20 protein-coding genes and 1 other RNA gene are annotated in these 23,526 nt (G+C 56.5%); 11 read left to right on the forward strand and 10 right to left on the reverse strand.

Annotated elements, in window-relative coordinates; translation table 11 throughout:
* Nucleotides 1-28 precede the first annotated feature (28 nt).
* Nucleotides 29-892, forward strand: coding sequence for a 16S rRNA (cytidine(1402)-2'-O)-methyltransferase (rsmI, locus tag AC4IBF_RS02775; RefSeq protein WP_133295191.1), 864 nt, complete (start codon nucleotides 29-31; stop codon nucleotides 890-892).
* A gap of 67 nt (nucleotides 893-959) precedes the next feature.
* Here rsmI and AC4IBF_RS02780 read toward each other — a convergent pair whose 3' ends face one another.
* From AC4IBF_RS02780 to kbaZ, 9 genes are all read right to left on the reverse strand, one after another.
* Complete coding sequence (locus tag AC4IBF_RS02780) at nucleotides 960-2,849, reverse strand: alpha-galactosidase (RefSeq protein ID WP_143345578.1); 1,890 nt, start codon at nucleotides 2,847-2,849, stop codon at nucleotides 960-962.
* Between the two features lie 20 nt (nucleotides 2,850-2,869).
* Nucleotides 2,870-3,742, reverse strand: a complete 873-nt coding sequence (gene kbaY, locus AC4IBF_RS02785; protein WP_023309313.1) for a tagatose-bisphosphate aldolase subunit KbaY — start codon at nucleotides 3,740-3,742, stop codon at nucleotides 2,870-2,872.
* 12 nt (nucleotides 3,743-3,754) lie between these two features.
* The gene (locus AC4IBF_RS02790; protein ID WP_133295189.1) at nucleotides 3,755-4,903 is read right to left on the reverse strand and encodes an SIS domain-containing protein; all 1,149 of its coding nucleotides are present in this window, start codon (nucleotides 4,901-4,903) and stop codon (nucleotides 3,755-3,757) included.
* A 246-nt stretch (nucleotides 4,904-5,149) separates the two neighbouring features.
* Entirely contained in the window at nucleotides 5,150-6,283 is a 1,134-nt protein-coding gene (nagA, locus tag AC4IBF_RS02795) for an N-acetylglucosamine-6-phosphate deacetylase (protein WP_133295188.1), read from the reverse strand.
* Nucleotides 6,280-6,714, reverse strand: a complete 435-nt coding sequence (agaF, locus tag AC4IBF_RS02800) for a PTS galactosamine/N-acetylgalactosamine transporter subunit IIA (RefSeq protein WP_045355421.1) — start codon at nucleotides 6,712-6,714, stop codon at nucleotides 6,280-6,282. Before agaF ends, nagA begins: the two co-directional genes overlap by 4 nt.
* Nucleotides 6,715-6,730: 16 nt before the next feature.
* Nucleotides 6,731-7,609 (reverse strand): PTS N-acetylgalactosamine transporter subunit IID, encoded by an 879-nt coding sequence (agaE, locus tag AC4IBF_RS02805; RefSeq protein WP_045355422.1) that lies wholly within the window; start codon nucleotides 7,607-7,609, stop codon nucleotides 6,731-6,733.
* Nucleotides 7,599-8,378 (reverse strand): PTS N-acetylgalactosamine transporter subunit IIC, encoded by a 780-nt coding sequence (gene agaW / locus AC4IBF_RS02810; protein WP_136195041.1) that lies wholly within the window; start codon nucleotides 8,376-8,378, stop codon nucleotides 7,599-7,601. Before agaW ends, agaE begins: the two co-directional genes overlap by 11 nt.
* A 10-nt stretch (nucleotides 8,379-8,388) precedes the next feature.
* Complete coding sequence (agaV, locus tag AC4IBF_RS02815; RefSeq protein ID WP_023309307.1) at nucleotides 8,389-8,862, reverse strand: PTS N-acetylgalactosamine transporter subunit IIB; 474 nt, start codon at nucleotides 8,860-8,862, stop codon at nucleotides 8,389-8,391.
* Nucleotides 8,863-8,882: 20 nt separating this feature from the next.
* Complete coding sequence (gene kbaZ / locus AC4IBF_RS02820; protein WP_172621925.1) at nucleotides 8,883-10,178, reverse strand: tagatose-bisphosphate aldolase subunit KbaZ; 1,296 nt, start codon at nucleotides 10,176-10,178, stop codon at nucleotides 8,883-8,885.
* 251 nt (nucleotides 10,179-10,429) lie between these two features.
* On the opposite strand from kbaZ, the gene AC4IBF_RS02825 reads away from it, so the two are divergent.
* Nucleotides 10,430-11,233 (forward strand): DeoR family transcriptional regulator, encoded by an 804-nt coding sequence (locus AC4IBF_RS02825; protein ID WP_133295187.1) that lies wholly within the window; start codon nucleotides 10,430-10,432, stop codon nucleotides 11,231-11,233.
* Nucleotides 11,234-11,305: 72 nt separating this feature from the next.
* Here AC4IBF_RS02825 and garD read toward each other — a convergent pair whose 3' ends face one another.
* Nucleotides 11,306-12,877: a galactarate dehydratase gene (gene garD / locus AC4IBF_RS02830; protein ID WP_143345577.1), complete on the reverse strand. Its 1,572-nt coding sequence runs from the start codon at nucleotides 12,875-12,877 to the stop codon at nucleotides 11,306-11,308.
* 374 nt (nucleotides 12,878-13,251) lie between these two features.
* Here garD and garL point away from each other — a divergent pair, with 374 nt between their 5' ends.
* The 9 genes from garL (at nucleotide 13,252) to AC4IBF_RS02875 (ending at nucleotide 23,516) form a co-directional block, all read left to right on the forward strand.
* Entirely contained in the window at nucleotides 13,252-14,022 is a 771-nt protein-coding gene (garL, locus tag AC4IBF_RS02835) for a 2-dehydro-3-deoxyglucarate aldolase (RefSeq protein ID WP_325848653.1), read from the forward strand.
* Between the two features lie 21 nt (nucleotides 14,023-14,043).
* Complete coding sequence (gene garR, locus AC4IBF_RS02840) at nucleotides 14,044-14,934, forward strand: 2-hydroxy-3-oxopropionate reductase (protein WP_133295184.1); 891 nt, start codon at nucleotides 14,044-14,046, stop codon at nucleotides 14,932-14,934.
* Between the two features lie 59 nt (nucleotides 14,935-14,993).
* An RNA gene (gene rnpB / locus AC4IBF_RS02845) (RNase P RNA component class A) lies at nucleotides 14,994-15,370 on the forward strand.
* 687 nt (nucleotides 15,371-16,057) lie between these two features.
* On the forward strand, nucleotides 16,058-16,978 hold the full coding sequence (gene tdcA, locus AC4IBF_RS02850) for a transcriptional regulator TdcA (protein WP_325848652.1): 921 nt from the start codon (nucleotides 16,058-16,060) through the stop codon (nucleotides 16,976-16,978).
* A gap of 101 nt (nucleotides 16,979-17,079) precedes the next feature.
* Complete coding sequence (gene tdcB / locus AC4IBF_RS02855) at nucleotides 17,080-18,069, forward strand: bifunctional threonine ammonia-lyase/L-serine ammonia-lyase TdcB (protein WP_133295183.1); 990 nt, start codon at nucleotides 17,080-17,082, stop codon at nucleotides 18,067-18,069.
* Nucleotides 18,070-18,078: 9 nt separating this feature from the next.
* Nucleotides 18,079-19,410 carry a threonine/serine transporter TdcC gene (gene tdcC, locus AC4IBF_RS02860; protein ID WP_252093493.1) on the forward strand — a complete coding sequence of 444 codons (1,332 nt, stop codon included), beginning with the start codon at nucleotides 18,079-18,081 and terminating at the stop codon, nucleotides 19,408-19,410.
* A 30-nt stretch (nucleotides 19,411-19,440) separates the two neighbouring features.
* On the forward strand, nucleotides 19,441-20,649 hold the full coding sequence (gene tdcD / locus AC4IBF_RS02865) for a propionate kinase (RefSeq protein WP_252093510.1): 1,209 nt from the start codon (nucleotides 19,441-19,443) through the stop codon (nucleotides 20,647-20,649).
* 15 nt (nucleotides 20,650-20,664) lie between these two features.
* Nucleotides 20,665-22,959: a formate C-acetyltransferase gene (gene pflB, locus AC4IBF_RS02870; protein WP_491463141.1), complete on the forward strand. Its 2,295-nt coding sequence runs from the start codon at nucleotides 20,665-20,667 to the stop codon at nucleotides 22,957-22,959.
* 146 nt (nucleotides 22,960-23,105) lie between these two features.
* A complete protein-coding gene (locus tag AC4IBF_RS02875) occupies nucleotides 23,106-23,516 on the forward strand; it encodes a Spy/CpxP family protein refolding chaperone (protein WP_133295180.1) in 411 nt (136 codons plus the stop codon).
* The last annotated feature ends 10 nt before the right edge of the window (nucleotides 23,517-23,526 follow it).

Genomic DNA, 23,526 nt, shown 5'->3' on the forward strand with positions numbered 1-23,526 from the left:
ATATTAAATCGGCAATACGGACGAAACAATGAAACAACACGAAACGGCAGATAATTCTCAAGGCCAGCTTTATATTGTACCTACTCCTATCGGGAATTTGTCTGATATTACCCAACGTGCGCTCACCGTACTGCAAGCTGTTGATTTAATTGCTGCTGAAGATACCCGCCACACCGGCCTGCTGCTGCAACATTTCGCGATTAACGCCCGTTTGTTTGCTTTGCACGATCACAATGAGCAACAAAAAGCCGAAACGCTGGTGGCGAAGCTGAAAGAGGGGCAGAACATTGCTCTGGTCTCCGACGCCGGTACGCCGCTGATCAACGATCCCGGCTATCACCTGGTGCGTACCTGTCGCGAAGCCGGTATTCGCGTTGTGCCGCTGCCCGGCCCGTGCGCCGCAATTGCTGCATTAAGCGCTGCAGGTCTGCCGTCTGACCGTTTCTGCTATGAAGGCTTCCTGCCTGCCAAATCCAAAGGCCGCCGCGACGTCTTAAAAGACCTGGAAGCGGAACCGCGCACCCTGATTTTCTACGAATCCACGCACCGCCTGCTGGAGAGCCTGGAAGATATGGTGACCGTCTGGGGGGAAGGCCGCTACGTGGTGCTGGCGCGCGAGCTGACCAAAACCTGGGAAACCATTCACGGCGCCCCAGTGGGTGAACTGCTGGCGTGGGTGAAGGAAGACGAAAACCGCCGCAAGGGCGAAATGGTGCTGATTGTCGAAGGGCATAAGGCGCAGGAAGACGCGCTACCAGCCGACGCGCTGCGCACGCTGGCGCTGCTGCAGGCGGAACTGCCGCTGAAGAAGGCCGCTGCGCTGGCGGCGGAAATTCACGGCGTGAAGAAAAATGCGCTGTATAAGCATGCGCTGGAGCAGCAGGGGGAGTAAGCCCCTGCCGCCTGTTTTGCCGGGTGGCGGCTGCGCCTAACCCGGCCTGCAGATCGTTATGCGTCTTTTAGCTAACTGGTACCGCCTCAAACACCAGCGTTTCCAGCGGCTGCAGCGTAATCACCACCGCGTTTTTATACTCCTCCGGTACGGTTGAATTACTGCCGTACACCGCTTTCAGACGAAACTGCGCCGCGTTTCCTGTCGGGATTTCAAAATCTTTTGTTAAATCCAGGTAGTAGCTTTGCGGCTTATCCGACGGGTTACGCAAGCCGAGAATCGCTTTGTCCTTGCTCCAGGATGCCCAGCCGTAAACCTGCAGCGCGGTCGGATCACCACCAATCCAGTGCGTATCTACCAGCACGTTGGCGTTATCCCGGGACCACTTCGCGGCCCGCGCCAGGGTGTCCCACTTCGCCTTATTCAGCATTGAAGGGGTGATATACAGCTCCTGCAGCTGGGTTCCGGTGGCGAAGTAGCTCCAGACCTGGTCGGCAAAGTCGCTGTCCGTTTGCACCTTCTCCAGCCCGTAATAGGCGTTTTCCGCGCTAACGATCCCGTGGTACATCAGCGAGTTCAACGGGAACAGCGGCCCTTTGCGAACAATGGAGCGGTACGTTTCCGCATCGCGGTAGGTCATCCACTGCTGCACCGGCGTGCCGGGACCGTACAGGTTGATGTCATCGCCCTGGCGCCAGATGGAATCAGCGTAGAACAGCCAGGACGGGCTGGCGTTGGTACCTGTCGTCAGGTTAATAAACAGATTCGGGTTGGCGCTGCGCATGTTGTGCAGCAGAGCGATAGAGGCGTCAAAATCCGAGGCGAACGGGCTGCCCTTAATATGCGAATTGGCATTACCCATCCCGTCCAGCTTGAACGAGGTAATGTGCTCGTTTTTAATTAGCTTAACGATCTGCTCATTGAAGTTTTTAAAATAGTTTGGGCCTGACAGCGCCAGCTTCCCGTCTACCGTTTCGAAACCGTACTCTTTTGCATGCGAGACGCGAGTGTCGCGCGGTTTGTTATATCCACCCCACGGCGAGAGCCACAGTCCAACGGAGCTGTGCATGCTGTCGGCTTTTTCCCGAACTTTGCTAAAACCGTTGCTGAATGCCGGGCCAAACAGCCAGCGTCCGGTCAGGTCATCCCAGCCATCGTCAAGCAGGAACGCATCCAGCGCCACGCCGCGCCCGGTGATAAATTCCTTATTCCATTCATCCATCCGCCCCAGCACGTCCTGCTCGGAGTACGGGGTAAAGAAGCCGATATCCATCCAGCTGTTGTAGTGTAAATAAGGCTTATACGGACGCGGGCGGACGGCATCAATAAACTGGTTTACGCTGCGGCGCAGCTGGCTGGTCTCCGGGAAGGTGCCGAACCAGGTGGTAAAGCTGACCGGCGACTCTGGCTGAATCGGCGTTTTCAGCTCTACGTTGAGATTGGTTGTCGCTTCATAGGCGTAGGTGTTAACGATGGGCTTGTCCGGCAGAATGAAGAACGAGTCTGCGACGATCGGCGAGCTGTTAATCGCCCCGTCTACGTAAGGTGCCTGAGCCTGCTTTTTGGTCGGGAAGAAGGTAATTTTTGCCACGTCTCGCGGCTGACCAACGGCGGCAACGGTGTAGTCGATGCTGGCGTATTTCCCCTTCACCAGGTTCAGCTTCACCGTTACGTTAAAGTCCGGATGGGTGAAATCGATGACCAAGCCGCTGTCCTGCTTTTCGACATGCTTGATTTTAAAATCAGCGGTGTGGATTTTCGTCTCGTCCGGCAGCGTCAGAAAGAACAGCTCCTGCGGCGTGAGCGGATGGTTAGCCCTGGTGTCCTTAACCACTACCGTTGAGTTTGCATCATCAAATGACAGAGCAATATTGTCGTTACCGAGCGCGTAGTTCGCGGCCACCGCGCTATGGGAAACGCACATGGCCAGCACTGAGAGTGCGAGGATTTTTTTCATCAGCGTAAGCTCCTTTTTAATCAGGCTTCTGCCGGAAGCAGCAATCGGTTTGCCGATCCGCAAACGGCGATCTTGCTTCTGACCACCTCTTTCATGGCGTCCATGCCGACCCGCATATAGAAGCGCGGATCGTTGCCCTGCGGGTTTTCGGCAAACCAGGCCTTAACCGCGTCAGAGAAAGCAATTTTCAGCTCGGTCGCCACGTTGACTTTGCACACGCCCAGCTCGATGGTGCGGCGAACAAACTCATCCGGCACATCGCTCGCGCCGTGCAGCACCAGCGGCACGGTGACCACTTCGCGGATTTCTGCCAGCCGCTGGAAGTCGATTTTCGGGCGCTTGGTATACAGGCCGTGGGCGGTGCCGATGGCGACGGCGAGGCTGTCTACGCCGGTCAGTTCGACGAAGCGTTTCGCCTCCTGCGGATCGGTGAGGAATGCGCTTTCCGCGTCCACGCTCATGTCATCTTCCATGCCGCCCAGACGGCCCAGCTCGGCCTCGACGCTGCAGTCGTTGAGGTGGCAGAAATCGACCACCGACTTCACCAGCTTCACGTTTTGTTCAAACGGGTAGTGGCTGCCGTCGATCATCGCGCTGCGCACGCCCGCGTTGACCTTGCGGCGAATATCGTCCAGTGATTCGTGGTGATCGAGGTGCAGCGCCAGCGGCATGTCGTAGGTGTGGGAGTAGGCGCTGCACAGGGCGTAGATCTCTTCCAGCGCAATATGCTTAAAGGTGCCCGGCGTGCCCGCTAGGATCACCGGCGATCGCATTTCGCTGCACGCTTCGAGGATCGCCTGGATCGTCTCCGCGTTGTGGATGTTGAACGCCGGAACGGCGTAGCCTTTTGCCTGCGCGTCCTGCAGAAGATATTTCGTCGAGATAATACTCATAATCAGATCCTCTTAAGCCTGCCACGGATGAATAACGACGCCCTGCACCACGCGGTTGACCGTCCCGCTGGCCGATGGCGTATCGGGCGTAATGCCTGCGCTAAGCGACTGGGTGAGCGCAAAGACCTGGGCATACATCAGGAAGCAGAACGCCTGTTCCATATCGATAAACGGACGTGAAGGCGGCAGCAGAATGTGCGGACCCGCTTCAATGACCGGATCGTTTTCAGCGGCGATGGCGACGACGCGCAGGGCCTGGCGATCGCGGCGCAGCTCGGCCAGCAGATCCAGATCGTACTGACGCGTATATGGATGGCTGGAGATGAACACCACCACCAGCGTTTCATTGTCTACCAGCGACTTCGGCCCGTGACGGAAGCCCGTAGGGGAGTCGTAAAATGCCGCCAGCTTGCCCGCCGTCAGCTCCAGCACCTTCAGCGCCGATTCGCGCGCCGCGCCCTGCAGGCCGCCGCTTCCCAGATACACTATCCGTTTCCACGGTTCGCTGCCAAAGACGCCGTGGCTGAAATCCCCGAGCGAGGCGAGGATCGCCTGACAGCGATCGGCGACGTCGCCGAAGGTGTGGGTATTGATCGTTTCCGGGGCGAACACGGCCAGACAGCTCGCCATCATGGTGGTGATGCTGCTGGTCATCGCGAACCCGCGATCGTGCGTTTCGGCAGGCATCAGCAGGGCAAAGGCGTTATCGCTGTCGACGGCGTTCTGGTACAGGCTCCCCGCCTCGTTGCAGGTAATGGACAGGTGATAGCACTCCGGCACGAACTGGTTTGCCAGCTCAACGGCCGCGACGCTTTCCGGACTGTTGCCGGAGCGGGCAAACGAAACCAGCAGCAGCGGGTGCCCAGGGCTGAAGTAGTCCATCGGGTTCGTGACCAGATCGGTTGTCGGGACGGCGGTGAAGTTTTTCCCGGTGTGGCTTGAAAGCCATGGCGCAATGATATCGCCGATAAAGGCGGACGTGCCCGCGCCGGTCAGGACGATCCGCAGATCGCGCTTGCGCAGCAGCGGCGTCAGGAAACTGTCGATCGAAGCACGCAGGTTATCGATGTTGTTGAGCGAGCGGATCCAGCTGGCAGGCTGCTGGCGGATCTCTTCCTCGGTCCAGGTGCCGGTTGTGGTGGCGGTAGTGGTTTGTTGCATAACTCAGTCCTTAGTCGTGTGAATTCCACATCAGACGCTGGCAATCGTGTCGCTATCTTTCGTTTCGTTTCACTTGTTCACTTAAGCAGTTAAATAAAATCTATAGAAAAGAAATCGAAACTTCAATGAAAGAAAAGAAATAAAACGAAAAGTGTGATCGTGAAAGGAAAGGGAAAATTTAAGGAAAGGAAAAGAAAGGCCTTACGGTTTCAGGCCGTAAAGCCAAAAGGAGACACAATGAAAGGGCTAAAGGGGGAGAGCCTGGCCCTGAATCCAGATCCGCTGGAGGTGTAAACCTCCGTCCAACGCAATAATATTGGCGCGTTTGCCCGGGGCTAAGGATCCAAGCTGATCGTCAACGCCCAGCAGCCGGGCAGGGTGCAGCGAGGCCATATGGATAGCGTCTTCGGCGGTGACGCCCGCGTACTCCACCATATTCCTGACCGCGGCATCCAGCGACAGCGTGCTGCCCGCCAGCCCGCCGGAGCCGGTTCGAACCACGCCGTTTTGCATCGTGACCTCTTCACCGCACAGGGTATACCGACCGTCCGGCATACCTGCCGCCTGCATGGCATCGGTAATCAGCACCACGCGATCCTGAGCGCAGCAGCAGCATAAACGCATCGCTCCCGGATGGACGTGGTGGCCGTCGGCAATCAGCTCCAGCCACGCCCGTTTGTCCGTCAGCCCTGCGCCGACCATGCCGGGCTCTCTGTGGTGCAAACCCGTCATACCGTTGTAGCAGTGCACCAGCCCGTCGGCACCCGCATCAAACGCGGCGAGAGTTTGCCGGTACGTAGCAGCGCTGTGGCCCAGCATGACGCGGATACCGCGCTGTTTAAGATGATGAATCGCCTGCAGCGCGCCGGGTTTTTCCGGCGCGAGCGCCACCACGCGTAGCGTGCTCTGTGAAACGTCAATCAATCTGTCCAGCTCGGCGATATCCAGTTCCCGGAATAGCTCGGGCGGATGCGCCCCTTTGTTCTGGGGCGTAAAGTACGGTCCTTCCAGATAACTGCCCAGGATCTGCGCGCCGGGTCCGCCGGACTGACTGCGCCGGGCGATACGCATCAGTGCGCTGTGGATGGCTTCCATCGGCGCGGTCACGGTGGTGGGCAGAAATGCGCCCACGCCTTCACGCGCTTTATGCATCGCCAGAGTGTCCAGCACGTCAGGCGCATCATCCATGACGTCCACGCCCGCGCCGCCGTGGACGTGCGTATCGATATACGCCGGGCAAAGCAGCTCCGCATCGCGCGCCGTAACGCCCGCCGGGATGGGTTCAATCGCCGCAACCGCGCCGCTTTCTATACGTAGCTGGTGGTCGTCCAGCCAGCCCTGTTCGGTCAGGATCCGTCGCGCGCGCAGCAGCTGGCTCATATCCCTTCCTCAGCCGGAGCTTCCTCACGGCAGCGCCCCAGCTCGTCGACCAGGCTCGTCAGGCCGCGGTGCCCGCACTCCAGCGCCTGCAGACGAAACGCCTCGCTGCTTAATCCGTCGCGCTCCAGCACCATCTCCAGCAGCAGCTGCAGGTTGGTGCCGGTGATGACTTCACTGCCCGGCCGTTGCATGGCGAGCGTCGATGCCACGCGAAAAGGCGTGCCGCCGAGCAGGTCGGTGAGAAACACAATATCGTGCTCTGCATCGAGTTCACTCACTGCCTGCTCAAGCTGAGCGGTCAGCCGCGCGGTGGTGGAGGTTTCCGGAAAATCGATGGCAATAAACTGCGGCTGTTCGCCCAAGATCTGCTTCATCGCCTGCTCAAGTCCGCTGGCAAAACCGCCGTGACCCGTCAAAATAATGCCTAACATCGCAACCTCTTTGCTTTTACAGGAAGTGACAGAATTTACCGACAACGCCCAGCAGCACGGTGATACCGATCAGCCGCAGCGGGCTCCAGCCGCGGCGTACCAGCCAGAACATGGTCAGGGTGTAGACCAGCGGCAGGAACGCGGGCATCAGCTTGTCGATGACGTCGGCCTGCAGTTTAACGACCGCATCACCCGCCTTGATTTCGAGCGTGGTATTGAGGCGGACGTAGGTTGCCACCAGCGCGCCGATCACCGTCATCCCGACGATAGACGCCGCGTGGCCGACCTTTTTAGTGTTGGCTTTAATCAGCGGAATGGCCGCGACGCCCATCCGGTAAGCGTAGTGCGCCAGGCCAAAGCGCAGGCCGAGGTGTACCACGTTAAACAGCACGATAAAGACCACCGCGCCCAGAATCGACCCTTGCAGCGCCAGGCTGGCACCAATACCGCCGCAGATGGGCAGCAGGGTCAGCCAGAACATGGCGTCGCCAATACCGCCAAGCGGCGCGCCGACGGCAATTTTGGTGCTCTGGATGCTGTTCACATCCTGCTTGGATCGCTCCATCGCCAGAATGATGCCGATAACAAAGGTCACCAGGAACGGGTGGGTGTTAAAGAAGCCCATATGGCCTTTCATCGCCCGCGCCAGGTCCCGCTTGTTGGTGTGGATCTTTTTCAACGCGGGCAGCAGCCCGTACAGCCAGCCGGAGGCCTGCATACGTTCGTAGTTAAACGAGGCCTGCAGCAGCATAGAACGCCAGGCCACGCGGTTGATATCCTTTTTCGTCAGCTCGGCACCGATGTTCTGGTCTTCGTAGACGTTTTCATTCACGCCGGTCAGCAGCGTCTCTTCGCTTTCAGACACGCCCGGCAGGGTGGTGTGGTTAGATGCCATCTTCGAATTCCTCTTTCTGAGCGGCGGGAGCCGTCGGTTCAGGTGATTTACGCATCAGGTCGATCAGCGCCATGGCCAGCGCGGCCGCCGCAATCGCCAGCACCGGAAGCTTGAGCCAGGCGGCGGCGACAAAACCAATAATGAAGTAAGGGATGTACACGTTTTTCATCATGATCTTCAGCAGCACGGCGAAGCCGATGGCTGGCATGATGCCGCCCGCGACGCCGAGGCCGTCAATCAGACGCGCTGGCAGAACGTCAATGGCGGTTTTCGCATGTTCCGCACCGAAGTAGATTGGCAGGAACGCGCACAGAAAATAGAAGATGCCGAGCGCCAGCAGCGCAAGATAGTTAACCCGTTCAATGCCGTTGGTGTCTGCATTGGCCGCCATGCGATCGCAGCGCGACATGACGCCGGACATCACCGAGAAGAGGAACGTAATCCCCATCTGTACCGCAACGGCAAACGGCACGGCGACGCCAACCGCGACTTCTGGCTTCACGCCGGTGCTGATGGCAAACGCGGTCCCCACGATGGTGCCGATAATGACGTTAGGCGGCTGGGCACCGGCGAGCGGGGCCAGCCCCATCCAGACCAGCTCTAACGTACCGCCGGTCAAAATGCCGGTGTGCAGATCGCCCAGAATCAGGCCGACCAGCGGCCCGAGCACCACCGGGCGGTGCATGTGCGTTAACCCGTTAAACATATCCAGACCGGCGATAAAGGCGAGTATGCCCAACCCAATCGCCTGCAACAGACTGATTTCCATTGTGAATCCCTCAGAGCAGTTTAAAGAGATCCAAAGCAGTTTCTGTTGGAACGCCCTGAACGAAGCATTCCACACCGGCCGCTTTCAGGCCGTTGAACGCGTCAATATCGTTCGCGTCGACAGAGACCGTTTTGGCAATTTGTTGTTTGCCACTGGCGTAGTGCATGTTTCCGACGTTGATACGGGTGATGGGCACGCCGCCCTCGACCAGCTTCAGAAAATCGGCGGGTGATTTGCAGACCAGCAGGATTTTCTGGCGGTCAGCGGCGCGGTGAATGTTGTCGATCACCTTTTGCAGCGACCAGAAGCGCACGGCGATCCCTTCTGCGAGCACCATTTCCATCAGGTTCTGTTGAACCGGATCCTCAGCGACCTCATCGTTAGCGACCAGCACCAGGTTTGCCCCCGCAAACCCCACCCACTGCACGCCCACCTGACCGTGGATCAGGCGTTCGTCGATGCGGCATAAAACAATGTTTGGCATAGCGTTTTCCTCTTTTTTAATTATGCGTTTTGAGTCGTTACGCCTTCGCAGGCGGCGTGGTACTGCTGGAGTATGTCTTGAATGTGGTCGATGATGAGTTCCCGTGGCGTTGACTTGAGAGCGCCCTCGCGAACTTTGCTGTACTGCAGCGGCAGGTACTGGCTGATCAGCGGCAGAGGAACAGGCTCGTCTGCCAGGTTACGCACCAGCCGTGCAAAGGCGTCGTCAATTTGGCTGTCCGGCCAGTAGTAGCGCACGCGGTCTGAGTAGCTGTAGCCGCGCGCCAGGCGACGCGCGTTGCCGTCACCGTGGTAATGGCTTTGCCAGTATTCCGGACGGTCGAGCATGACGTTTTCCAGCACGTGACGCAGGCCGGAGCTGGCTTTTGCCGGCAGCAGCTCCTCTTCAATGGCGGCCAGCGAAAACAGCGCCTCGCGCAGGGCGAAGGTCAGGGCGGGGCCAACTTTCAGAATGGCAAAGTGATCGTTAACCAGCTGGCGCAGCGCCTGCGGCGTCTGGTAGTCGGTGGAGTGCGCTTCAAACACCAGCGTGTCGTAAGCTTCAACCATTTTGCTCAGGGCAACGGCTTTCTGCGGCTGATAGTCGCAGACGTGCGCGTGGTCGAACTCCACGCCAGGCTGGACCACCAGGCCAATAATGCGCGGCCAGATGTCGCTTAAGCCTTCCTTTTCGAACGCGTGGCGGTGCGCTTCAAGCGTGGCGCGGGCCGCGTCCGGCGTGGTGACGGCAAGTTCGGTGAGCGTCTCGTGCGCGCCACCGGGAACCGGCACTTCCGTGCCGATAACGTAGACCAGATCGGATTCACCAAACTGCTCGCGACAGGTCGCTTCGGCAATATTCGCCAGGCGTGCGGCGCGTCCGGCGACGATCGCGTCGGTCAGGGGAACCGGGTCGTCCTCGCAGGACATGCTGCAGTCCAGGTGGATCTTTTTGAATCCGGCGGAAACATAGCTTTTGATCAGATCGTCGGCATTTGCCATCGCCTGTTCCGCAGGGAGATTTTGCCAGCGGTTAGGGCCCAGATGATCGCCGCCGAGTATCAGCTGTGATGTCGGAAAACCGAGCGACTCGGCCAGCCGGCAGACAAACGCGTGAAAATCCGCAGGCGTCATGCCGGTATAGCCGCCAAATTGATCCACCTGGTTGGAGGTCGCCTCGATCAGCAGCGGCGTCTGATGCGAATGCGCGTAACGAATTGCAGCTTCAAGTACCAGCGGATGTGCGGAGCAGACGGCATAGATCCCGTTCGAATTCCCTCGTTTATGTTGTTCCACCATTTCTGTCAGATGTTTCACTTTCCTCTCCATTTCGGATGGCAATGATACTTGTCTTTCGTTTTGTTTCATTTAATCCTGCATCATGGTGATATAAAAATAAAACGAAAGATAATAGTTTTCCGATCTGTTTCACAAAAGAAACATAATGAAAGGTTTCAGCGCAGTGTTGGCTTGCGTCTGTACGTAAGGCGGGACTTGCATTCCCGAAAAAGAAAGGCCTTAATAGGCAAAACGAAATGAAACGAAAGGCTATTTATTAAGGAGCTCGTATGAGCAGCACCGATTCATCCGCGGAAAAGCGCATCACCGGCACCAGTGAAAGGCGAGAGCAGATCATTCAGCGGTTGCGGGCGCAGGGAAGCGTGCAGGTTAACGATCTGTCTCATCTGTACGGCGTATCGACGGTGACGATCCGCAACGACCTGGCGTTTCTGGAGAAGCAGGGTATTGCCGTTCGCGCTTACGGCGGGGCTTTGATTTGCGAAGGCAATGTACCGGGCGCTGAGCCTTCCGTGGAGGATAAAAGCTCGCTGAATACGGCGGTGAAGCGCAGTATCGCGCAGGCCGCTGCCGCGCTGGTCAAACCCGGGCACCGTATTATTCTGGACTCCGGCACCACGACGTATGAAATCGCCCGCATGCTGCGCCAGCACACGGACGTGATTGCGATGACCAACGGGATGAACGTGGCGAATGCGTTGCTGGAAGCGGAAGGGGTGGAATTGCTGATGACCGGCGGGCACCTGCGCCGTCAGTCGCAATCCTTCTACGGTGACCAGGCAGAACAGTCGCTACAGAATTACCATTTTGACCTGCTGTTCCTCGGCGTTGACGCCATCGATCTCGACCGCGGCGTAAGTACGCATAACGAAGACGAAGCCCGCCTTAACCGCAAAATGTGCGAGGTGGCGGAGCGTATTATCGTTGTCACGGACTCCAGCAAATTTAACCGCTCAAGTCTGCATAAAATCATTGATACGCAAAGGATTGATATGATTATTGTCGATGAAGGCATTCCGGCGGAGAGTCTGGAAGGGCTCCGAAAAAGCGGGATTGAGGTGGTGCTGGTTTAAGGGGCCTTCCCCTCTTCCTAACCCTCTCCCCATAGGGGAGAGGGGACCGTTCGGTGCGGTTGGGAATATGAATCACGTCACCGGTGCCGGGTTGAACACCGCCAGCTGATTATGTAATCCCCATTGATCCGAGAAGGTTTTCTTCCGCCCGCTGGCGACATCCAGAATGAAGTGGAACAGTTTCCAGCCCACGTCCTCAATGCTCTCTTCCCCGGTGGCGATAGTGCCCGCGTTGATATCCATTAAGTCATACCAGCGGTTTGCCAGCTCGGTGCGTGTCGCCATCTTGATCACCGGTACCGCCATCAGGCCGTACGGCGTGCCGCGCCCGGTGGTAAAGACCTGCACCGTAATGCCGGACGCGACCTGCTGCGTGCCGCAAACGAAATCGCTGGCCGGCGTTGCCGCGTAAATCAGGCCGCGTTTCGTCGGGCGCTGGCCCGGAGAGAGCACTTCCACAATCGCGCTCTGCCCGGATTTGGCAATCGAACCAAGGGCTTTTTCCACCACGTTTGCCAGGCCGCCTTTCTTGTTGCCTGGAGACGGGTTGGCGCTGCGGTCGGTTTTGCCCATATCGAGATAGTTATCGTACCAGGCCATCTCCTCAAGCAGTCGCTTGCCGACCTCTTTATTAACGGCGCGCGGCGTCAGCAGATGGATGGCGTCACGCACTTCGGTCACCTCGGAGAACATCACCGTGGCGCCGCAGCGAACAAGCAGATCGGATGCAAAGCCCACCGCCGGATTGGCCGTCACGCCGGAGAAGGCATCGCTGCCGCCGCACTGGGTGCCCACAACCAGCTCCGACGCCGGGCACGTTTCGCGCTGGCGGCGGTTGAGCTTGTCCAGATGGCGTTCTGCTACCTGCAAAATATCGTCGACCATTGAGCGGAAACCCACGTGGCGTTCGTCCTGCAGGCGCACGATGCTGGCCTCGTCTGCCGGGATGGCTTTGACATCCTCGGTCCCCTGCAGCAGGCGTTCTGGCTGCAATTTTTCACAGCCGAGGCCAATGACCATCACCTCGCCGCCAAAGTTGGGGTTCAGGGCGATATTGTGGATGGTACGGATAGGCACTACGGCAGCGGGGGCGTTAATCGCCACGCCGCAGCCGTAGAGGTGGTTCAGGCCAACCACGCCGTCGACGTTCGGGTATTTCGGCAGCAGATCGCGTTCGATGATTTTCACCACGTAATCCACTACGCCCGCCACGCAGTGCACGCTGGTGGTAATGCCGAGCAGATTTTTAGTGCCGACGCTGCCGTCCGCGTTGCGGTAGCCTTCAAAGGTATAGCCTTCCAGCGGAGGAAGCGGTTCCGGCACGCGGGTTGCCAGGGGCAGCGTATTCAGCGGCGGCGCTTCCGGAAGCGCCACCAGCGACTCCTCAACCCAGCTACCCTGAGGTATAGATCGAACGGCATAGCCGATGACTTCACCGTAACGTACGATTTCGCTGTTAGCAGGAATATCCGCCAGGGCGACTTTATGTCCCTGCGGAACATGCTCAATCAGTTCCAGCCCGTCCGGAAAGCGGGTTCCCGCTTTTAAGCCATTGTCGTTGACGATAATCGCCACGTTATCGGCGTCGTGCACTTTTATATAAAACGCCGTCGGCGGTGCCTGTCGAATTTCAATGTCGGCCATTGTTCAGTATTCTCCAGCAAAAAGTCTGATAATAAATTCAGCCATTTTTCTAATGGTAGAAATAAATACGCGGCTTTCAGAAATAAAGCATGTCAGTAGAATGAATAGCAAAATGTGATCCCGATCGCTTCAGAACCCGTAATCCTTGATTCTGTGCATTAGCGCCCAGTGCTTTGTGCATATGCAAAAATTTTTATCAAAATATACCGTAATACCTGAGCATTAAAACAATGTGCGGTCGCGGATTGCGCCTTATACTGAATGACGTTTTTATCACGCCAGAATACGGCAGAATAATAAATATCATGCTGGCGCGGTGTCTGAATAAATAAAATGATGCTGAAAAAGGCTGCGGAATTAAAAAGGTAAATACGATGAGTAACGATATCTTCCCGAATAAATTTAAAGCGGCCCTCGCGGCACACCAGATTCAGATTGGCTGCTGGTCCGCGCTGGCAAATCCTATCAGCACCGAAGTGCTGGGCCTGGCTGGTTTCGACTGGCTGGTGCTGGACGGCGAACATGCGCCGAACGATATCAGCACCTTTATTCCGCAGCTGATGGCGCTTAAAGGCAGCCACAGCGCCCCTGTAGTGCGTGTCCCCACCAACGAGCCGGTGATTATCAAGCGCCTGCTGGATATCGGCTTCTATAACTTCCTGATCCCGTTTGTGGAGACGGAAGAACAAGCGGCACTGGCCGTAGCCTCTACGCGCTATCCGCCAGAAGGGATCCGCGGCGTTTCCATTTCGCATCGCGCCAATATGTTTGGCACCGTGCCGGACTACTTCGCGCAGTCCAACAGCAACATCACCATTCTGGTTCAGATTGAGAGCCAGCAGGGCGTTGATAACGTCGATGCGATTGCAGGCACCAATGGCGTGGACGGTATCTTCGTTGGCCCAAGCGATCTGGCTGCCGCCTTTGGCCATCTGGGTAATGCCAGCCACCCTGACGTGCAGCGCGCGATCCAGCACATTTTTGCCTGCGCTAAAGCACACGGCAAACCGTGCGGCATTCTGGCACCGGTTGAGGCTGACGCCCGTCGCTATCTGGAGTGGGGAGCCACGTTTGTTGCCGTCGGCAGCGACCTCGGCGTATTCCGCTCGGCCACGCAGAAATTAGCGGACGCTTTTAAAAAATAACCATCATTGAGGAAACAGATTATGACGCTGAAAGTGGGTTTTATTGGCCTGGGGATCATGGGTAAACCAATGAGTAAGAACCTCATCAAAGCAGGTTACTCGCTGGTGGTCTCCGATCATAATCCACAGGCCGTGGCTGAGGTGATAGCGGCTGGCGCAGAAACAGCCACCACCGCGAAAGCCATTGCCGAGCAGTGCGATGTCATCATCACCATGCTGCCTAACTCCCCGCATGTCAAAGAGGTTGCGCTGGGTGAAAACGGCATTATCTACGGCGCGAAGCCTGGCCTGGTGCTGATCGATATGAGCTCTATCGCACCGCTTGCAAGCCGTGAAATCAGCGAGGCGCTAAAGGCAAAGGGTGTCGATATGCTGGATGCGCCGGTCAGCGGCGGTGAGCCGAAAGCGATCGACGGCACGTTGTCGGTGATGGTCGGCGGTGATAAAGCCGTTTTCGATAGATACTACGACCTGATGAAAGCGATGGCGGGCTCCGTGGTACACACCGGAGAGATTGGGGCGGGTAACGTGACCAAGCTGGCAAACCAGGTGATTGTGGCACTCAACATTGCCGCCATGTCTGAAGCGCTGACGCTGGCAACCAAAGCGGGCGTCAATCCGGACCTTGTCTATCAGGCCATTCGCGGCGGTCTGGCGGGCAGCACCGTACTGGATGCCAAAGCGCCGATGGTGATGGATCGTAATTTCAAGCCGGGATTCCGCATCGACCTGCACATTAAAGATCTGGCGAACGCGCTGGATACGTCACACGGCGTGGGCGCACAGCTGCCGCTGACCGCAGCAGTTATGGAGATGATGCAGGCGCTGCGTGCCGATGGTCTGGGCACGGCAGATCACAGCGCGATTGCATGCTATTACGAAAAACTGGCGAAGGTGGAAGTGGCGCGTTAATCACGGCTTTCCCATACCTGAGGGTGACAGCGGCGCGCAAACCCTCTATACTGCGCGCCGAAGCTGACCAGACAGTCGCCGCTTCGTCGTCGTCCCTTTCGGGGGAGACGGGCGGAGGGGAGGAAAGTCCGGGCTCCATAGGGCAGGGTGCCAGGTAACGCCTGGGGGGGAAACCCACGACCAGTGCAACAGAGAGCAAACCGCCGATGGCCCGCGCAAGCGGGATCAGGTAAGGGTGAAAGGGTGCGGTAAGAGCGCACCGCGCGGCTGGTAACAGTCCGTGGCACGGTAAACTCCACCCGGAGCAAGGCCAAATAGGGGTTCACATGGTACGGCCCGTACTGAACCCGGGTAGGCTGCTTGAGCCAGTGAGCGATTGCTGGCCTAGATGAATGACTGTCCACGACAGAACCCGGCTTATCGGTCAGTTTCACTTCTTAAAAAACCCCGCTTCGGCGGGGTTTTTGCTTTCTGAATGTTGCTGGTCGGGTAAGCGCTGCGCCGCCCGGCAACCGAACAAACGACATCAATTCTCATATTTGCGACATTAAGCACATTTCACTGTTTTTGCTCCTTCAGTATCGCTCCTGCATCTGTTGACGATCGTCATCACAAAATTTCACGCTAAAAAACAGAAGATTTACAGTATTGGTAATTTGTTAATATTGTTATCTTAATGATCGCAAAATTTTTCTTGTTTGATATGCATATATTGAAATTAAATACATTTCTCCCGTGAATATGTGACGTATTCCACTCTTTTCCGCAAGCCTGAAAATTCGCGTTAGAAAAACTTGATAAATTGAAAGAATGTTTCAAACAAATAGCGGTTATTTATTGTCCTTTAATTGCCTGAAATATCGTCTTTATTGATTTTTTCCGGACGGTAAAATTTATCCGGGTTATCGCCATAAAATTAATTTATTACCGCTATTTTTATTGATCAATGTCAGCGTAGTGGCATATTTATATCGTTATATGTTAATGAAATATAAAGATTTTATTTTGTTTTTGGTGTGTGGGATAAAGAGCCGGGAAAGCAAATTGTGAGTAACAGCACATACCCCTTTAAACATTATTGAGTAGAATTCACCCCGTCATAGGGAAATAAGCGCAGAATATTATGAACACTATTATTCTACCGAAAACACAGCACCTCGTGGTATTTCAGGAAGTCATTAAAAGTGGCTCCATAGGTTCTGCAGCAAGGCAGCTGGGCCTGACGCAACCTGCAGTCAGCAAAATCATCAGCGATATTGAGTCCTACTTCGGCGTGGAAGTGATGGTGCGTAAAAACACCGGCGTAAAACTCACTGCCGCGGGCCAGGTTCTGCTCTCGTACTCAGAGTCGATCACCCGCGAAATGAAAAACATGGTGAGTGAAATTAACAGCCTGAGCTTCAGCACCGTTATGGACGTCTCCTTTGGTTACCCGTCGCTAATCGGCTTTACCTTCCTGTCTGAGATGATCAAAAAATTCAAGGAAGTGTTCCCGAAAGCACGCGTCTCGATGTATGAAGCCCAGCTCTCATCTTTCCTTCCGGCCATTCGCGACGGTCGTCTGGATTTCGCTATTGGCACCCTGAGCGATGAAATGTTGCTTCAGGATTTGCACGTCGAACCGCTGTTTGAGTCTGAATTTGTGCTGGTCGCCAGTAAAACGCGAACGTGCACCGGCCCGACGACACTGGCATCGCTCACGCATGAGCAGTGGGTGATGCCGCAAACCGATATGGGCTACTACAAAGAACTTCTGACTACCCTGCAAGACAACCACATCAGCATCGAAAGCATCGTCCAGACCGATTCGGTCGTCACCATTTATAACCTTGTCCTGAATGCCGATTATCTGACGGTGATTCCCCGCGACATGATTGCGCCATTCGGTTCCGACCAGTTTATTGTGCTGCCTGTGGAAGATGAATTACCCGTGGCGCGTTATGCCGCCGTGTGGTCAAAAAATTACAGGATTAAAAAATCGGCGTCAGTATTAGTTGAGCTGGCAAAACAATATTCGTCGATGAATATCGAAAGACGACGATGAATAATTAGTATCTATTTTAAAACACCCAGTGCGTTAACGTGTTAACGCGCTGACCCCCTGACTTTGCCTGAAAAAGAATGAATTATTATAACGAGGATATTATGCATATTACCTACGATCTCCCTGTAACTATTGAAGATATTCAGGACGCCAGAAAACGACTGGCAGGAAAAATATATAAAACCGGTATGCCGCGCTCGAATTATCTCAGCGAACGCTGTAAGGGCGAAATATTCCTGAAGTTCGAGAACATGCAGCGTACCGGCTCGTTTAAGATCCGCGGCGCGTTTAACAAATTAAGCTCACTGACCGACGCTGAAAAACGTAAAGGCGTTGTCGCCTGCTCCGCGGGGAACCACGCGCAGGGGGTGTCTCTCTCCTGCGCCATGCTTGGCATCGACGGCAAAGTGGTGATGCCGATGGGGGCGCCGAAGTCTAAAGTGGCCGCGACGCGCGACTACTCGGCGGAAGTCGTGCTGCACGGCGAGAACTTCAACGACACCATCGCCAAAGTCAGCGAAATCGTCGAGATGGAAGGGCGTATTTTTATTCCCCCTTACGACGATGCAAAAGTCATCGCCGGGCAGGGCACCATCGGTCTGGAAATTCTTGAAGATTTATATGACGTGGATAACGTCATTGTGCCTATCGGCGGCGGTGGACTCATTGCCGGGATTGCAACGGCAATTAAATCCATCAATCCCACCATTAATATCATCGGCGTACAGTCTGAAAACGTGCACGGAATGGCGGCCTCCTGGCATGCCGGAGAAATAACCAACCATCGCGTTACCGGCACGTTAGCCGACGGCTGCGATGTCTCTCGCCCGGGGAAATTAACCTTTGAGATCGTTCGTGAACTGGTCGATGACATTGTGCTGGTGAGCGAAGACAACATTCGCGACAGCATGATCGCGCTTATTCAGCGAAATAAAGTGGTGACGGAAGGTGCCGGCGCGCTGGCCTGTGCCGCGTTATTAAGCGGCAAGCTTGATCACTATATTCAGGGTCGTAAAACCGTCTGCATTATTTCCGGCGGCAATATCGATCTCTCCCGTGTTTCCCAAATTACCGGCTTCGTTGACGCATAAAGGTGACCTATGAGCAACACAGAAAGCATTATCGTTGGCCAGACAAAAACGTCCTCCTGGCGTAAGTCTGATACCACCTGGACGCTTGGCCTGTTTGGTACCGCCATTGGCGCAGGCGTGCTGTTCTTCCCCATCCGCGCGGGCTTTGGCGGATTAATCCCTATCCTGCTGATGCTGGTTCTCGCGTTCCCGATAGCGTTTTACTGTCACCGCGCGCTGGCGCGCCTCTGCCTGTCCGGCAGCAATGTCTCCGGCAACATCACCGAAACGGTAGAAGAGCATTTCGGTAAAACCGGTGGGGTGGTGATCACGTTCCTCTACTTCTTCGCCATTTGCCCGCTACTGTGGATTTACGGTGTCACCATTACCAACACCTTTATGACCTTCTGGGAAAACCAGCTCCAGCTGCCTGCGTTGAACCGCGGCGTGGTGGCGCTGTTCCTGCTGCTGATGATGGCCTTTGTTATCTGGTTTGGTAAAGACCTGATGGTGAAGGTAATGAGCTTCCTGGTGTTCCCGTTTATTGCCAGCCTGGTGCTGATTTCCCTGTCGCTGATCCCTTACTGGAACTCGGCGGTGATTGACCAGGTCAACCTGAGTGATATCGCCTTCACCGGCCATGACGGCATTCTGGTCACCGTGTGGCTGGGTATCTCCATCATGGTCTTCTCCTTCAACTTCTCGCCTATCGTCTCCTCGTTTGTGGTCTCCAAGCGCGAAGAGTACGAGCCGGAGTTCGGGAAAGCGTTCACCGAGCAGAAATGTTCCAAAATCATCGGTCGCGCCAGCCTGCTGATGGTGGCCGTGGTGATGTTCTTCGCCTTTAGCTGCCTGTTTACGCTCTCTCCGCAGAACATGGCGGACGCTAAGGCGCAGAACATTCCGGTGCTCTCTTACCTGGCGAACCACTTTGCGTCAATGTCTGGCACCAAATCGACGTTTGCGACGGTACTGGAATACGGTGCCTCCATCATCGCGCTGGTTGCTATCTTCAAATCCTTCTTCGGGCACTATCTGGGCACGCTGGAAGGTCTGAATGGTCTGATACTCAAGTTCGGCTACAAGGGCGACAAGAAGAAAGTCTCTGTTGGCAAACTGAACACCATCAGCATGGTGTTCATCATGGGCTCCACCTGGGTTGTGGCCTACGCCAACCCGAACATTCTCGACCTTATTGAAGCCATGGGGGCGCCAATCATCGCCTCTCTGCTGTGCCTGCTGCCGATGTATGCCATCCGCAAAGCACCGGCGCTGGCAAAATACAAAGGGCGTACCGAGAACGCCTTCGTTACCGCGGTCGGCCTGCTGACCATTCTGAATATCGTTTACAAACTGTTCTAAACCATTGCTCAGGAAGAGCGGAGTCACATGATGATTGAGTTTCCGGCTGTACTGGTTATTAACTGCGGATCGTCCTCTGTTAAGTTTTCGGTGCTCGATGCCAGCAGCTGCGATGCCCTGATGACGGGCATCGCAGACGGGATCAACACCGAGAAGGCCTTTATTTCCGTGAACGGGGGTGCGCCGGCCAGACTGGCTCACCAGGACTACGAAGGGGCGCTGGCTGCCATCGCCCTGGAGCTGGAGAAGCGTAACCTGATGAGCAGCGTGGCCTTAATTGGCCATCGCATTGCTCACGGGGGCAATCTTTTCAGCGAGTCGACCCTGATCACGGAAGAGGTGATTGAGCAGATCCGCCAGGTCTCACCGCTGGCGCCGCTGCATAACTACGCCAACCTGAGCGGCGTGGAAGCTGCACAACATCTGTTCCCGGGCGTGCAGCAGGTAGCGGTATTTGATACCAGCTTCCACCAGACGCTGCCGCCTCAGGCGTATCTGTACGGATTGCCGTATCGTTATTTTGAAGCGCTGGGCGTGCGCCGCTACGGCTTCCACGGCACCTCTCACCGCTACGTGGCCGCGCAGGCGCATACGCTTCTCGAGCTGTCCCCCGATGACAGCGGCCTTGTGATTGCCCATCTCGGCAACGGGGCGTCCATCTGCGCGGTGCGCAACGGCGAAAGCGTCGACACCTCGATGGGGATGACGCCGCTGGAAGGGCTGGTAATGGGGACGCGCTGCGGCGATGTGGACTTCGGCGCGATGGCGTGGATTGCCCAGCAGACCGGCCAGTCGTTCGAGGATCTGGAGCGCGTGGTCAATAAAGAGTCGGGATTGCTTGGGATCTCCGGCATCTCCTCCGATTTACGCGCGCTGGAGAAAGCCTGGCACGAAGGCAATGAGCGGGCGCAGCTGGCTATCCATACCTTTGTTCACCGCATTGCGCGACATATCGCCGGGCACGCGGCGTCGCTGCACCGCCTGGATGGTGTGGTCTTTACCGGCGGCATTGGCGAAAACTCAACGCTGATTCGCGCGCTGGTGGTGGAACATCTGAAAGTCTTCGGCATCAACCTCGACGACGCTAAAAATGCCCTGCCGGGCAGCGCGGGTGAGCGCGTGATCTCCACCGAATCGTCCCGCGTGGCCTGCGCGGTTATCCCTACCAACGAAGAAAAAATGATCGCGCTGGACGCCCTCCGTCTTGGGAAGGTTACCCCGGCCGCGGCTTACGCCTGATAAAGCGAGAATCACATGAATGTAACAATCGATACGGGCGTCGCACCCTACAGCGACGCATGGGCCGGGTTTCGCGGTGAAGAATGGAAAAACGCCGTCAACGTCCGCGATTTTATTCAGCATAACTACACCCCTTATGAAGGCGATGAAGCTTTCCTCGCGCAGGCGACGCCTGCAACGACGGCGCTGTGGCAGAAGGTAATGGTCGGCATTCGCCAGGAGAATGCCACCCACGCCCCGGTAGATTTCGACACCAACATTGCCACCACCATTACGGCCCACGGGCCTGGCTACATCGACCAGGATCTGGAGACGATCGTCGGCCTGCAAACCGATAAGCCTCTCAAGCGTGCGCTGCACCCGTACGGTGGGATCAACATGATCCGCAGCTCGTTCGAAGCCTATGGCCGGGAGATGGATCCGCAGTTCGAATACCTGTTTACCGACCTGCGCAAAACCCACAACCAGGGAGTGTTTGACGTCTACTCCCCGGAAATGATGCGCTGCCGTAAATCCGGCGTGCTGACCGGGCTGCCGGACGGCTACGGGCGCGGACGCATCATCGGCGATTATCGCCGCGTGGCGCTGTACGGGATCGCTTATCTGGTGCGCGAGCGCGAACTTCAGTTTGCCGATCTGCAGGGCAGGCTGGAGCGCGGTGAAGATCTGGAGGCGACGATCCGCCTGCGTGAAGAGCTGGCGGAGCACAGGCGCGCGCTGCTGCAGATCCAGCAGATGGCGGCCAACTATGGCTTTGATATCTCGCGCCCGGCTATGGGCGCTCAGGAAGCGGTGCAGTGGGTCTATTTTGCCTACCTGGCGGCGGTGAAATCCCAGAACGGCGGAGCCATGTCGCTGGGGCGCACGGCCTCGTTCCTCGATATCTACATCGAACGCGACATGCAGGCGGGACGCCTGAATGAGGTGCAGGCGCAGGAGCTGATCGACCACTTCATCATGAAGATCCGCATGGTGCGCTTCCTGCGCACGCCGGAGTTCGACACGCTCTTCTCCGGCGATCCGATCTGGGCGACGGAAGTGATCGGCGGCATGGGGCTGGACGGGCGCACGCTGGTGACCAAAAATAGCTTCCGCTATCTGCATACCCTTCACACCATGGGGCCTGCGCCGGAGCCGAACCTGACGATCCTCTGGTCTGAACAACTGCCGATTGCGTTCAAGAAATACGCCGCGCAGGTGTCGATCGTCACCTCTTCGCTGCAGTATGAGAACGACGATCTGATGCGTGCGGACTTCAACAGCGACGACTACGCCATTGCTTGCTGCGTCAGCCCGATGGTGATCGGCAAGCAGATGCAGTTCTTTGGCGCGCGCGCCAACCTTGCCAAAACGCTGCTGTACGCGATCAACGGTGGGGTGGACGAAAAGCTGAAGATCCAGGTCGGGCCAAAAACCGAGCCGCTGCTGGACGACGTGCTGGATTACGACACCGTGATGGCGAGTCTCGATCACTTTATGGACTGGCTGGCGGTGCAGTACATCAGCGCCCTGAATCTCATTCACTACATGCATGATAAGTACAGCTACGAAGCCTCGCTGATGGCGCTGCACGACCGGGATGTCTATCGCACCATGGCCTGCGGCATTGCCGGGCTGTCGGTGGCAGCGGATTCCCTGTCGGCGATTAAATACGCTACGGTGAAGCCGGTGCGCGACCATACCGGCCTGGCGGTCGATTTCGTGATTGAAGGGGACTATCCGCAGTACGGCAACAACGACGACCGTGTGGACAGCATTGCCTGCGACCTGGTGGAGCGCTTTATGAAGAAAATTCAGGCGCTGCCAACCTACCGCAACGCGGTGCCGACCCAGTCGATCCTGACCATCACTTCTAACGTGGTTTACGGCCAGAAGACCGGGAACACGCCGGACGGACGACGCGGCGGCACGCCGTTTGCCCCAGGCGCAAACCCGATGCACGGGCGCGACAGGAAAGGGGCGGTGGCCTCGTTAACGTCGGTCGCCAAGCTGCCGTTCACCTATGCCAAAGACGGGATCTCCTACACCTTCTCTATCTTGCCGCAGGCGCTGGGCAAGGACGAGCTGGTGCGCAAAACCAACCTGGTGGGGCTGCTGGACGGGTACTTCCATCACGAAGCGTCTATCGAGGGCGGGCAGCACCTGAACGTTAACGTGATGAACCGGGAGATGCTCCTCGATGCCATTGCGCATCCGGAGAATTACCCGAACCTGACGATACGCGTTTCAGGCTATGCGGTGCGGTTTAATGCGCTGACGCGGGAACAGCAGCAGGACGTGATTTCTCGAACGTTTACCCAGTCAATCTAAATGTGAGTGCTCATGCCCCCTCAACCCAGGGGGCATGTTTTTGCCCGCGAAACATACAAAATTGTTTATATAATTACTCACACATATTCATCCGCTCTTGAAAAACAATGCCCGCTTTTCCTATCACAGCATGTAAGGACAGTAAGATGATGAAAATGACCCGTATTGCGCTGATCGCCGCCTCGCTGGCAGTGTGCAGTTTTACGGCACAGGCCGCGAACGTTGAGGCTGCTCCGTCTCCATCGCAGGATCCGCTGGTACAGCACCTGAAGCTCAGCAATGAGCAGGTTAAGAAGATTGAAGATCTGCATAAGCAGCTGGAACAAAATGTCAGCAAGATCCCGATGACGGGCGTAAAGGACGGCGCGCTGGTCGACATGTTCCAGGCGGGTAAATGGGACGAAAGCACGGTCAAAAGCCAGCTTGCCGCCTTTAGCAAAATTGAAGAGCAGACCCGTTATTACCGCGTGAAATATTACTTCGACGTCAGCCAGGTATTAACGCCGGAACAGCGTAAACAGATTAGAACTGATATGGCCAACGCGCTGGCAGAGTGATTTCGTCGTT

The organism is Enterobacter sp. Taxon_8 (assembly GCF_058354585.1).